At 53.0% G+C, this 12778-nt stretch carries 11 protein-coding genes; 5 read left to right on the plus strand and 6 right to left on the minus strand.

Features of this window, described 5'->3' with window-relative positions:
- Nucleotides 1-176: 176 nt before the first annotated feature.
- Entirely contained in the window at nt 177-593 is a 417-nt protein-coding gene (locus NYE24_RS14385) for a MarR family transcriptional regulator (protein WP_036701844.1), read from the minus strand.
- 363 nt (nt 594-956) lie between these two features.
- On the opposite strand from NYE24_RS14385, the gene NYE24_RS14390 reads away from it, so the two are divergent.
- On the plus strand, nt 957-1430 hold the full coding sequence (locus NYE24_RS14390) for a DUF2798 domain-containing protein (RefSeq protein WP_076161025.1): 474 nt from the start codon (nt 957-959) through the stop codon (nt 1428-1430).
- A 156-nt stretch (nt 1431-1586) separates the two neighbouring features.
- Here NYE24_RS14390 and NYE24_RS14395 read toward each other — a convergent pair whose 3' ends face one another.
- The 4 genes from NYE24_RS14395 to NYE24_RS14410 form a co-directional block, all read right to left on the minus strand.
- Nucleotides 1587-3038, minus strand: coding sequence for a glycoside hydrolase family 32 protein (locus NYE24_RS14395; RefSeq protein ID WP_342478957.1), 1452 nt, complete (start codon nt 3036-3038; stop codon nt 1587-1589).
- Nucleotides 3039-3101: 63 nt separating this feature from the next.
- Entirely contained in the window at nt 3102-4721 is a 1620-nt protein-coding gene (locus NYE24_RS14400) for an extracellular solute-binding protein (RefSeq protein WP_076161030.1), read from the minus strand.
- A gap of 18 nt (nt 4722-4739) precedes the next feature.
- Nucleotides 4740-5621: a carbohydrate ABC transporter permease gene (locus NYE24_RS14405; protein WP_341026900.1), complete on the minus strand. Its 882-nt coding sequence runs from the start codon at nt 5619-5621 to the stop codon at nt 4740-4742.
- 12 nt (nt 5622-5633) lie between these two features.
- Complete coding sequence (locus NYE24_RS14410; protein ID WP_036701890.1) at nt 5634-6572, minus strand: ABC transporter permease subunit; 939 nt, start codon at nt 6570-6572, stop codon at nt 5634-5636.
- 333 nt (nt 6573-6905) lie between these two features.
- On the opposite strand from NYE24_RS14410, the gene NYE24_RS14415 reads away from it, so the two are divergent.
- The 3 genes from NYE24_RS14415 (at nt 6906) to NYE24_RS14425 (ending at nt 9893) form a co-directional block, all read left to right on the plus strand.
- On the plus strand, nt 6906-7946 hold the full coding sequence (locus NYE24_RS14415; RefSeq protein WP_342478958.1) for a LacI family DNA-binding transcriptional regulator: 1041 nt from the start codon (nt 6906-6908) through the stop codon (nt 7944-7946).
- A 21-nt stretch (nt 7947-7967) separates the two neighbouring features.
- On the plus strand, nt 7968-8936 hold the full coding sequence (locus NYE24_RS14420) for a carbohydrate kinase (RefSeq protein ID WP_076161034.1): 969 nt from the start codon (nt 7968-7970) through the stop codon (nt 8934-8936).
- 258 nt (nt 8937-9194) lie between these two features.
- Nucleotides 9195-9893 (plus strand): DUF6710 family protein, encoded by a 699-nt coding sequence (locus NYE24_RS14425; protein WP_051494090.1) that lies wholly within the window; start codon nt 9195-9197, stop codon nt 9891-9893.
- A gap of 58 nt (nt 9894-9951) precedes the next feature.
- Here NYE24_RS14425 and NYE24_RS14430 read toward each other — a convergent pair whose 3' ends face one another.
- Entirely contained in the window at nt 9952-10923 is a 972-nt protein-coding gene (locus NYE24_RS14430; protein WP_076161036.1) for a LacI family DNA-binding transcriptional regulator, read from the minus strand.
- A 139-nt stretch (nt 10924-11062) separates the two neighbouring features.
- Here NYE24_RS14430 and NYE24_RS14435 point away from each other — a divergent pair, with 139 nt between their 5' ends.
- Nucleotides 11063-12484, plus strand: coding sequence for a glycoside hydrolase family 1 protein (locus NYE24_RS14435; protein ID WP_036701855.1), 1422 nt, complete (start codon nt 11063-11065; stop codon nt 12482-12484).
- Nucleotides 12485-12778: the final 294 nt, after the last annotated feature.

The raw sequence follows: 12778 nt of genomic DNA on the forward strand, positions 1-12778 counted from the left end.
CATTAATTCTTTTATCACCATCTGTATATATGCAGATATCCTAGACAAACTCCAAACCATGAATAATAAATGTAATTCGCCGAAAGACACAGCAAACGGGACCAAGCAGGCTGTCCGCTCCGTCCCGTTTGCTTATTTCAGCTTTTTTTGCTATATTCAGCCATTTTCAGGCTGTCTCAGAGCCAGTCCTGTGTAAGCAGCGTCCGCAGCAGCTCCGCCTGCTCCCTGCCGATCCGGGCCGTGATTTCGGCCTCAATATTCTGCTTGATCTCCAGCATACTCCGACAAGCCGCTGTTCCCTTCGCAGTGAGCACGATAGGCTTGTCCCGGCTGTTGCCTTCCTTAGCAGCAGTATCTACGTAACCTTCAGCCAGCAGATTGTTGATCGTCTTTTGCGTGCCCTGGCGGGAAATGCCGATCAGCCTGCTGATCTCCGAAATGGACAGAACGCCGTGCTGCTCCAGCATCGCCAGAATATGCGTCTCCGTCTTATTCAGCGGCTCGCCGCTCATCTGGTTCACCTTGTCGCGCAGCACCTTATGCTTCTCGCTGATCATATCGACCAGATTCAACCCGCTCATATATTCCTCCATTTACAAGACCTCCATGATAGAAATAAAGTTCCGTCAGCGCACGAGCCCACCTTAAGATACCCGCTGAAATCCTGCACACAATACAACAATCCCCTCATACTATCGGGCTTATTCCATAATATGTTGTAAGAAAGGCATGATTCCTCCCTACATATGCAGCTTGTCAGCACAATTCTTGTATTTCATACAACAACCCTTCTGAATGGACTATTAGACATGAATCAAATTGTACTTTTTACAACAATGACCCATCACGGACGGGCAATCCATATCATACTCATTGTCAACTAGGTTGACAATGAGCCCTCGCACTGTTACTATAAGTGAAGTTTGACAAACTTACATTTAAGGGAGTTCGGAAACATGGGCAGCAACAAAAAAGAAGCTTTAATTTTCACCAGTATGATGTGTTTTTGCATGGTCATCTTTATGTCTTTTTACAATGTGATTATAGCGAACGGATTCAACAGCAGGCTGTTCACGGATGTGGCTGTGGGCTTACTCCCGGCACTTGCCGTTGCCCTGTTCTGCGATATTGTGGTGGTTAGCAGAATTGCCAAAGGACTGGCCTTCAAAATAGTGAAGCCTTCTGCGCCCCAGATCCGCAAAATACTGACGATCTCATGCTTCATGGTCTGCGGCATGGTCATCCTCATGTCTCTATACGGCACACTAGCACACTTCGGATTCGGGGACAACTTCTTCCGTCATTACTTCTCCATCCTGGGGCTTAATTTCATCTGTGCCCTGCCACTCCAGCTGCTGGTTGCCGGTCCGCTGACCCGCTTCCTGTTCAGCCGGATGTTTCCGGTCCGTACGGCAGCACCGGGCGTCTAAGGCTGGCTGAAACCACTAGGCCGCTTATCCGAATACGGGCATGGCCATCAGCCAAGGACTGAGCGGTGTTCCCGCCACACCAAAAAGGGTGTTCAGCCAGCCATGATCTCATGGCTGTGCGGAACACCCTTGTCCGGGCTTCATCCTATTGACTATTTATTCCATGAAAGACAAGCGCCCATCCCGCAGCCGTACACTGCCGCCCTTAGCATAGAAGCTTAGTCCAGAGCAGATACCTCCGGGGAAGACCAGGCTGGTGATGGCGGTGAGGCCGTCATTGGCGAATACCTCCACCGAACAGGCATCCAGCAGGATACGCAGGTTCCTCAAGATGCCCATTTCCCCGGTGCTCTGGGGATCGGGGAATATGTCTGAGAAGCCGGTCTCGCCGGACTGATCTCTGCGCAGGGTTAGAGTGCCATCGACAACAGAGTAGACGAGTTCGGTATACTCGGTAGCGGTATGATGAATAATAAGACCGAATTCTTCCGCTTCATTATCCGCAAGCGCAATCCGCAGCTCCAAGGCGGAATCCTTGCACTTGATATCCTGGCGCTCGCCCGGTATCAGCAGCATCTCCGGCAATGTCCCAGACTCTGCCGCAAAGTAACGGTCTAGCTCCGCTACCGGCTGCTGGAGGATCAAGGTGCGGCCTTCTGCCTCATGCAACGTCAGTACCCGCGGAATCGTCATCGCTCCGCGCCAGCCCTGGCTTGGAACATGGTTGGCATAACGCCAGTTGCTCATCCAGCCGACGAAGATCCGCCGCCCGTCCGCCGCCGGAATGTCGGAGAAGCTGACCCCCGCGTAGTTATCCTTACCATAATCCAGCCAGCGGATGTCGCTGTGCTCCGGCGTGAACACGGAGCCGTCAAACTCACCGACGAAATATTGCGTCCGCGAGCCGTATCGCTGCCCGCTGTTATCACCGATGCTGACCAGCAGCACCCACTTGCTGTCTCCTGTCCCTTCAACCGGGAGCTGGAACAGGTCCGGGCATTCCCATACCGCATCATGAGAGCCTGCGCCTTCGCCGAATTCACTCTCCAGGCTCCACTCCCGAAGATTCGGGGAGGAGTAGAACGTAATCGTCTGATCGGTCGCCAGCACCATAATCCATTTCCCGTGAGAACCGGACCAGAACACCTTCGGATCACGGAAATCCGCCTTGGAAGAATGGGTCAGCACCGGGTTGCCTGCATACTTAATCCAGGTCCGGCCATTGTCATGGCTGTAGGCCAGGCTTTGTCTCTGTACGGCAGGCGACGATGCCGTCGGCTCCAGATGACTGGTGTAGACTGCGACGATACCCGGCTTCTCCGGGAACAGTCCGCTCGTATTGTTCCAGTCTACGATGGCACTGCCGGAGAACGCATAGCCGTGATCGTCCGGATACAGTGCAATGTCCAGCTCCTCCCAGACAATCAGGTCTTTACTGACTGCATGGCCCCAGTGCATTGGCCCCCAGATGGAGGAATGCGGATGATACTGATAGAACAAATGATATTCCCCTTCGAAATAAACCAGTCCATTCGGATCATTCAGCCAATGCTGCGCCGGCGTAAAATGCAGCGCCGGCCTGTGTTTGGTTCTCCCGATAATCTCCACTCCATTACCACCTTTATCTGTTTATAGGTTATACGTTCTTCATGTGCCGCAGCTAGTGCAGCCTCAGCCTTTGTTCTTGAGATAACTGTCATATCCTCTTTGCTTGATCTCCAGCCATTTGTCCAGCCCGAGTCTGGACAGCTCTGCCTGATAATCCTTCCATTCCTCTTCCACTTTGCCGGTCTTGGTCCATTCCGCGCGCTTGCGGTTGACGTAAGCGAACAGGTCGGTCTCAATAGCGGTCAATTCCTTCTGATCCTCCAGAGAGTAGAAGACACGCGGGAAGTTATTGTCTGCCTTCATATAAGGCACCAGCTTCTCCTTCATGAGGTCCAGCCGCCAAGCAGCATCATCCGGCTTCGTGGTCACCTTACCGTAGTATTCATCCAGGATCGCCAGCGGTCCGCCGATGCTGGTCTTTTGGCGCAATTCAACCGGGGCCGCGCCTTCCAGCGGCAGATGCTTCAGCATTTTGGCCGATTCATCGTATTCAAAAATATTCTGCTGCGTCTCATCCCCATACGTTCCCCAGTTATCCTCAACCGACTGCTGCGGATCATAGAGTTGGTCAATCCACTTGGCGGTAAGCTCCAGATTCTTGTTGGAACCGGTAATAACCATCCGGCCGCGGTCAAATCCGAAGTTGTTCGTGCGGGCTACATTGACCTGTCCGTCCGGTCCGGCAAGCGGCTGCATCAGATCATATTTATCGTTGAAGCCGGTGATATTGGATTTATCCCATTGGAAGTAGAGGCCATAGCGTTCACTCTGCCCTTTGGCCAGATAGGTGTTGTAATCCTGTTCAAACGCCTCTTCATCGATTAGATCCAGCGCATACAGCTCGTTCAGATACTTAATGCCCTCTTTATATCCGTCCTGGCCCGCAGTGAAGACCACTTTGCCGTCATTGGTAACCACCGTGTGATCGCCGTTATCACCGAGACCGAACGAACCGAACAGGAAGTTCATATCCTCATTGCCGTTATTCAGCACAAAAGACAGCGGAATCTCATCCTTCTGGCCGTTCCCGTTCGGGTCATCATTCTTGAAGGCGACCAACACCTTCTTCAGCTCCTCCGTTGTGGTTGGCATAGCGAGTCCCAGCTTTTTCAGCCACTCCACATTGATCCACGGCATCCCGTTGACCGAATGAATGCTTTCCTTGCCGGACCCGAGCTCTTCTATCCACGGAAAAGCATAGATATGGCCGTCCTGCGCCGTCATCATTGATTTGTACTCCGGCGCGGCTGCCAGCACCTTTTGCAGATTCGGCATGTACTTCTCGATCAGCTCCTCCAGCGGAACAATCGTTCCATCCTTGCCCAGGGTCAGCAGATCGTAGTCCGAGTAGGCGGCATCAATGATCGCATCCGGCAGATCTCCGCTGGCTATCGCCAGATTTCTTTTCTCAATAAAAGCGTCGTTGGTGTAATTGGTGAAATCGATGTGGACCCCGGACTTCTCCTCCAGCCGCTTGTAGATCAGTTTCTCATTCGGATCGGCAGGCGCCAGTGCGGAGCTCTGAGACATGAAGTGCAGCGATACCTTCTCTTTAAGCGGCAGCGTCACGTTCTCCAGCTTGTAATCCTTAGAGGCCGAGGAATTACCGCCCCCGCCGCCGCAGCCCGCAAGTACGGAAGCCGAGAGTGCCAGCACAGACAGGGTTTGCAATGATTTTTTCATATGAGATTCCCCCTATTATTATTTAATGGAGCCGACCATGGCACCCTTCTCGAAGTACTTCTGGAAGAACGGGTACATCACGATCAGCGGCAGGCTGGAGATGACGATCGAAGAATACTTGATCATTTCAGACAGCTTCTTCAGCTCCGCCTGGGCCAGTGCATCGGCAATCATGCCGGGCTGCACCTGATTCTGAATCAGGATCGAACGCAGCACCAGCTGCAGCGGGAACAGCCGCGAATCGTCCAGATAAATCATGGCATCGAAGTAAGAGTTCCACTGCCCCACGAAGGCATACAAGGCGAGCACGAAGATAATGGGCTTCGACAACGGCAGTACGATCCGGAAAAAAATGCCCAGATCTGACGCCCCGTCGATACTCGCCGCCTGAAACAGCTCCTTGGGCAGACCCTGGAAATAGGTCTTCGCCAGAATAATATTGAACACGCTGATCGCCCCCGGCAGGATCACCGCCCACACCGTATTCAGCATCCCCAGATCCTTCACAACCAGATAGGTCGGAATCAGACCGCCGCCGAAGAACATCGTAATCAGGAAGAAGATCATCACCGGCCGCTTCCCGGCCAGCCCCTCCATGGACAGCGGATACGCCGCAAAGACGGAGAAGAATACCGTAGCCAGCGCGAAGGCGGCAGAGTAGAACAAGGCGTTGAAGAAGCCGCGGATCATCGCGTCGTTGCTGAGAATTTTGACGTAGCCAGTAATTGTCCAGTCCGACGGCGCAATAGCCAGCCCCTTGGTAATGAGCACATTCGGTGTTAAGAAGGAGGCCAGCACGACATACACCAGCGGAAACAGAATGACCAGGATGAACAAACCTAGCAATATATAAGTAACAACAAGCAGAATCCGGTCCTTCCCGGAATATTGAATATCCATACTTACCTCCTTTTAATACAGTCCTTCCCCTTCGTTCAGCCGCTTGACGACCGTATTGACGAAGACCAGCAGGATTACGTTAATGACGGAATTGAATAATCCGATAGCGGTGGAATAGGCATAATCGCCAGCCTGCAGACCCACCTTGTAGACATAGGTCGCAATAATCTCCGAGGTCGGGGTATTAAGCGCCGTCTGCATCAGGAAGGCCTTCTCATAGCCGATGGACATGATGCCGCCTGCGGCAAGGATGAACAGCACGGCCATCACCGGCCTCAGCGCGGGCAGATCGATATGGCGGATGCGCTTCAGCAGCGAGGCACCGTCAATCGTTGCCGCATCATGAAGCTGCGGATCTACACCCGCCAGCGTAGCTACATAGATAATCGAGGACCAGCCTGCCGTCTGCCAGATGCCTGACAGAATATACACGGTACGGAAGTAAGCTGGATCACTCATGAAGGACACCGGCTTACCTGTAAAAGTAGTAATGAGCGCATTCACCACACCTGTCGGCGACAGGAAGACAAACAACATCCCTGCCACAACCACCACCGAGATAAAGTTAGGCGCATACACAATCAGCTGGATGTTCTTCTTCAACTTCGCGCTGCGGATCAGGTTCAGCATAAGCGCCAGCACAATCGGCACCGGAAAACCCAGAATCAGCCCGTAGGCGCTTAATTTAAGCGTGTTCATTAGAATATCGTAGAAATTCGGCGAGGTGAGAAACCGCTCGAAATGTTCAAAGCCCACCCATGCGCTGCCCATGATGCCCTTGCGCGGGCTGAAATCCTTGAAGGCAATCATCGCGCCGTACATCGGAACGTATTTGAATATAACCGTGAGAATTACAGCTGGAGCCAAGAATAAATACAGGATATAATTCCGGCGTACATAGCTTAGCCACGACCTGTGCTTGATGAGCCTTGTTCTCCCGGGTTGAGCCATCGGATTTGCCAATCTTCTTCCCCCTTCTTATTTTTGCATTCGCCCCTAATGAATAGGTTTACATTTTTACATTTGACCATGTTTTTCATTTACAATTTATCAGAGAATCTGACAAGAAGTCAATGCATTTTGTGCAAAAAAATAAATTATTTATTGCATTATACAGTGCAAATGTAACATATTCATATAAATTAGGCTCCAAACTGTTATTTCACACCCATGTATGTGAAACGAATTTGTGCATTTGTAAAATTCCGTTGTCAATCTTGCTGATATGCTATATATTAGGTAACAGAGACTACAAATATGGGGAAACAAAGGTGGAACACAGTGATGAAGAAAGCCAAGGTCACCATTCAAGACATTGCCGATGCCCTGGGAATCTCCAGAAACACGGCCTCCAAGGCATTGAACGGCGCAGAGAGCGTTCCTCCCGAGACCCGGGAGAAGGTACTCAGCAAAGCTGCCGAGCTTAAATATAAACAATTCTCTTATATGGAGACCGCAAGCAGCCCCTCCGAGCAGCAGGGTAATATCGCCCTCCTGACCAGTAACCTCCCCAACAGCTCCCACTTCGGCTCCCAGCTGCTCAGTGGACTGGAGAAGCGTATTAGCACAGAGGGCTACACCCTGTCCATTTATTTTGTCCGGGAGAACGATATTAACGCCATGACTCTGCCCGGTAATTTCGAGCCTTCTACTGTTGACGGGATTATCTGTATTGAAATGTTCAATAAGGAGTACAGCGGGCTGATTACCGATCTCGGTATCCCCACGATCTTCATTGACTGCGCGGCGGACATTGTCTACCCTGAGCTGAAGGCGGACCTGCTGCTCATGGAGAACGAACACAGCATGTATGCGATGACCCGTAAGCTGATGGACCTCGGTGTGCGGAGCTTCGGATTCGTCGGCGATTACAACCACTGCCGCAGCTTCCATGAACGGTGGACCGGCTTCAACCGAGCCCTCTCTGCAGCCGGAATCCCGCTGAATCCCGAATCCTGCATTGTCGGCCAGGACAAGGATTACCTGCTGGAGGCGAACTGGATGGACCAGCAGATGGAGGCGCTCGGCCAGTGGCCCTCCGCCTTCATCTGTGCGAATGACTTCATTGCCATCAGCGTGATGAAATCGCTTAAGAACAGAGGGGTCAAGGTACCGGAGCAGGTGGCGGTCTGCGGCTTCGATGACGCTTCGGAATCACGGGTCATCGAGCCTCATCTCTCGACCGTACATATCTACAGCAGCCATATGGGGATTGTCTCCGCAGAGATGCTGCTCTCCAGAATCAAGGACCCGGCCCGGCCTTATCAGGTCACGCATGTCGCCACTGACGTCCTATTCAGAGACTCTACTCCCGTACCGAACTAATTTCGCCAGGAGGTTACTATCGTGCAATCCAAGAATACAGTCCTTTGCGTGGGCGAGCTGCTCATCGATTTCTTCTGCACTGAGGCGGACGTCAGCCTGACCGAAGGCCGGCATTTCGCCAAGCAGGCCGGCGGGGCACCGGCGAACGTAAGTGCAGCCATCGCCCGGCTCGGCGGTCACTCCGCCTTCCTCGGCAAGGTCGGGGCTGATCCCTTCGGCCTCTTCCTGAAGCAGACGCTGGAGGAACAGAACGTGGATACCGCGATGCTGCTGCTTGATCCCGCAAGCCCGACCACACTGGCTTTCGTCTCGCGCTCAGCGAATGGGGAACGCGATTTCGTGTTCCACCGCGGGGCAGACCGGCTGCTCAGGCTGGAAGAGCTGGACCGGGCAGCCGTCCGTAAGGCGGCCATGCTTCATTTCGGCTCGGCGACAGCGCTGCTGGCTGATCCCTTCCGCGAGGTCTATATGACGCTCATGGACGAAGCGAAGACGAACGGACAGTTCATCTCCTTTGACCCCAACTACCGGGATGACCTGTGGACCGGACGTCAGGAGGAATTCATCGCGCTGTCCAGAGCAGGCATCGCCAAGGCCGATCTGGTGAAGGTCAGCGACGAGGAGCTTCAGCTGATTACGCGCGAAGCGGACCGTGATGCCGCCCTTGATATGCTGCATGAATGGGGAGCCGGAGCAGTAGCCGTTACTCTGGGCAAAGACGGCACCCTCATCTCCTCCCCGGACTCCCGGTTGCTGATTCCCAGCATCACCGTGAAGTCCATCGATTCCACCGGCGCCGGCGATGCATTCATTGGAGCCCTGCTCTGCCGGATCAGCCAGTTGGCGCATCCGGCAGACTTCACCCGCAGCGCGGAGCTGCAGCGGGACTTCGTCACCTTCGCCAACCAGGTGGGGGCAATTGTCTGCACCAAGATCGGGGCGATTGCTGCGCTGCCGACACTGGACGAGGTCCAGAAGTATGCCGGGTAAGCTGCAGAGCGTGATATGTATAGGCATCAAGTCCTGATGCCTGAGTAGTACAAAAGGTGTTCCTTAGCCGTCTGATTGCAGACGGCCAGGGAACACCTTTTTGTATAGGGAACTTTATTGCTGCCAGGACCGATGCCGGAGAACCGCTGTGGAGCCGCTGCTGAACCAATCTTTACCTGCTGTTTTCATCACAGACACAGGAGCTTGGCACGTAATATGATAAGCACAATATCATACGACTGAAGGAGCAGCTTGTGCATGAAAATGAAACAAGAATTCGACCATCTCATGGCGTTTGCCAAGGATTTAATCAATGAGAATCTCGGCTTTTATTACGATATTAATTATGGTTACTTCCAGCCGGAGACCCACCCGATTGTGGACTTCATCCGGCTGATCGGCAGACGTATCCAGAGCCAGCTCATGCTGATGCCCGCGCTCTACGGGGAGGTCGATCAGATGGAGCGGATGTTCTCGGACAACCTCTTCTTTGATGAATGGGCCGAGGTTACGCTCGACGGACGGAGCTTCCACTTCCTGATGCGTCAGATTGACAATAGCAGCAGAATCATCAACCTGGCACGTGACCTCGTCTTCCCCTCCCCCTGGATTCCCCGCAAGCTGCGCGACAGTCTGATCCGCATCGGTGAAGGTACTCTGAACGGAAGCTGGCGGCAGGATAAGGATCATCAGGTTACCCTGTGGCTTCCAATGGGCATCTCCTTCGTTGAAGGCTCAGGACATCATTCCATCACAGCGGGGATCGCCAAGGGCGAAGGGGAGCTCTACCCTACCTCGGTGTATGACATCAGTCTCATCTACGATCACGTATATACCGACGGCAAGTACTACTACAGAACGCATGACCGTTCGATCATCTCCGAGGTTCATTTCGTGGAATGCGCCGCCATCTTTGAGATCGGCCGGATTATGGCGGAGCAGAAGATTATTTTCTGAGGCCGGATGTGATATTCACCGCTCCCTCCAGCTAACTTCCAGACGCTTCACGGCTTATTCAAGTAGTCTCCCTCGGCACCAGCTGGAACCCCAGCGGCTCCTGCTCCGCCTCTCCCCCCTTCAGCTTGCCGAGAATCAGATGCAGCGCATTCTGTGCCTGTGCGGCGATCGGATTATCAATCGAAGTGATCCCCAGCGTATGGGCCAGCTCCGTATTGTCGAAGCCGACCACCGCCAGCTCCTCCGGCACCTTCACCTTCAGTCTGCGGGCTTCGCTCAGCACCCCTGCCGCGACCATATCATTGGCGCAGAGAATGGCATTCGGAGGCCCGCCTGGAATCATCAGTAGCCTGCGGATCAACTCCTCGCCCTGCCGGATGGAGTGGATGCCCGTCTGCGACCATTCCGGGTTCACCTCCAGATGATAGTTGCGGGCAGCATCCCGGTACGCCTGTATCCGCCCGGAGGTATTCATGCTGGCCGGCCGGCCCCAGGCATTAGCAATCCGCGTGTACCCCTTTTCAATCAGATGTTCAAGCCCGAGCATATATCCGTCATATTGATTCATGGCCACACTCTGAATCTCAGGAAGCTCCATCCGCTGCCAGGAGACAATCGGCCCGTATTTGCAATAGGAGCCCAGGAGCGCCTGATCGTTAACGCAGGTACTGATGACCAGCGCATCGACTCTTTTACGCCGCATATCCTCGAAGGCTTGCAGCTCTTTGGCCGGATCGCCCCCGGAGGTATAGATAATCGTCTGATATCCGTGCCGGCTCGCAGTCTCCACGAAGCTGTTCAGAAAAGGCAGCATCACCTCGTTGATCCCCTCTGTCACCATCCCGATCTGCATGGTCTCCCCTCTGGACAAGGAGATGGCATTGCCGTTCGGCACATAGTCCAGCTCTTCCATGATCTTCAGGATGATCTCCCGCGTCGCCTGGCTCACATGGGGAGAACGATTCAGTACTCTCGATACCGTAGCTTTGGAGAATCCCGACAGTTTAGCGATTTGATCCAGATTCGACATGATGGCTCTCCTTACATATTTTTTCATCTTTATAATAATACTTGACATGTAACGCGTTACAACATTTAGCATGGAATTATAGGACCTATGAACAGCTTACCATATCTGAATCCATAACTAATAGAAGGCGGGATTATCGATGAATACACCATTTCCTGAAGGCTTCCTGTGGGGCGGCGCAGTCGCTGCGAACCAATTGGAAGGCGCATACAACGAGGACGGCAAAGGCCTGTCCACCCAGGACGTAGCTCCGCAAGGAATCAAGGGCCCCATCACCGAGGTGCCTACCGAGGATAATATGAAGCTGGTCGGCATCGACTTTTACCACCGGTACAAAGAAGATATCAAGCTTTTTGCCGAAATGGGCTTCAAGGTCTTCCGCACCTCGATCGCCTGGTCCCGGATCTTCCCGAACGGCGACGAGCTGGAACCTAATGAGCAAGGCCTGCAATTCTACGACGACCTGTTCGATGAATGTCACAAATACGGTATTGAGCCGCTGGTGACTCTCTCCCACTACGAAACTCCGCTGCACTTGTCCAAGCAGTATGACGGCTGGGTGAACCGGCAATTAGTCGGCTTCTATGAACGGTATGCCAGAACGGTATTCACCCGCTACAAGGATAAAGTAAAGTATTGGCTGACCTTCAACGAGATCAACTCCATCCTGCACGAGCCATTCATGAGCGGCGGGATCTATACACCGAAGGAGCAGCTGAGCAAGCAGGATCTGTATCAGGCCATCCATCACGAGCTGGTAGCAAGCGCCACTGCGGTCAAAATCGGACATGAGATCAACCCGCAGGCCAAGATCGGCTGTATGATTCTAAGCATGCCAACCTATCCGCTCACGCCTAACCCGGACGATGTCATTGCGGCGATGAAGTCAGAGCATATGAACTACTTCTTCGGGGATGTGCATGCGAGAGGCGTATACCCTGGATATATGAAACGTTACTTCAGAGAGAACGGCATTGAGATTCACATGGAGCCTGGAGATGCGGACATCCTCAAGCATACCGTTGACTTTATCTCGTTCAGCTACTATGTGAGCATCTGTGAGACTGGAGACCCCGGCAAACGCACCCAGGAAGGCAACCTGTTCAGCGGTGCAGCCAATCCATACCTGAAGGCCTCCGAATGGGGCTGGCAGATTGACCCGCAGGGTCTGCGCTATGTGCTCAATATGTTCTATGACCGTTACCAGAAGCCGCTATTTATTGTGGAGAATGGACTCGGGGCCAAGGATGAGCTGATTACCGGCGAAGACGGCGTGCCGACCGTTAATGACGACTACCGGATTGAGTACCTGAATGACCATCTGGTGCAGGTTGGCGAAGCCATCGAGGACGGCGTTGAACTCATGGGCTACACTTCATGGGGCTGCATTGACCTGGTCAGTGCGTCAACCGCGCAGCTCAGTAAGCGCTACGGCTTCATCTACGTAGACCGTCACGACGACAATACCGGAACCTTGGAGCGCTACCGTAAGAAATCCTTCCACTGGTACAAGGATGTTATCGCTACCAATGGACAGAGCCTGCGGCGCTCAGGCGAATAGAATAGCCCTACAATACAGGTTGTCCCGAAAAGTCTTAAAAAGGCTGATTGGGGCAGCCTTTTTAAATTGTAGTAATGGTAGCGACAGCGCCCCATTCCGCCGGTCTCTGCCTGCCCCTCCCCCGATAACTGAAGATATCAATTTCAGTTGAATACGCCATTAACAAAAAGCGGCTTGAATCAAGAAATCTGTATACAACAGCGGCCGAAAGTCCAAATGTTCACCGCAGTCGACGAGTTTAAGCTTTGCGTTTCTGTCATTTCATCTCATATTTCATCTCATATTCCATCTCAT

The organism is Paenibacillus sp. FSL H7-0350 (genome assembly GCF_038593195.1).
Classification (GTDB): domain Bacteria; phylum Bacillota; class Bacilli; order Paenibacillales; family Paenibacillaceae; genus Paenibacillus_AQ.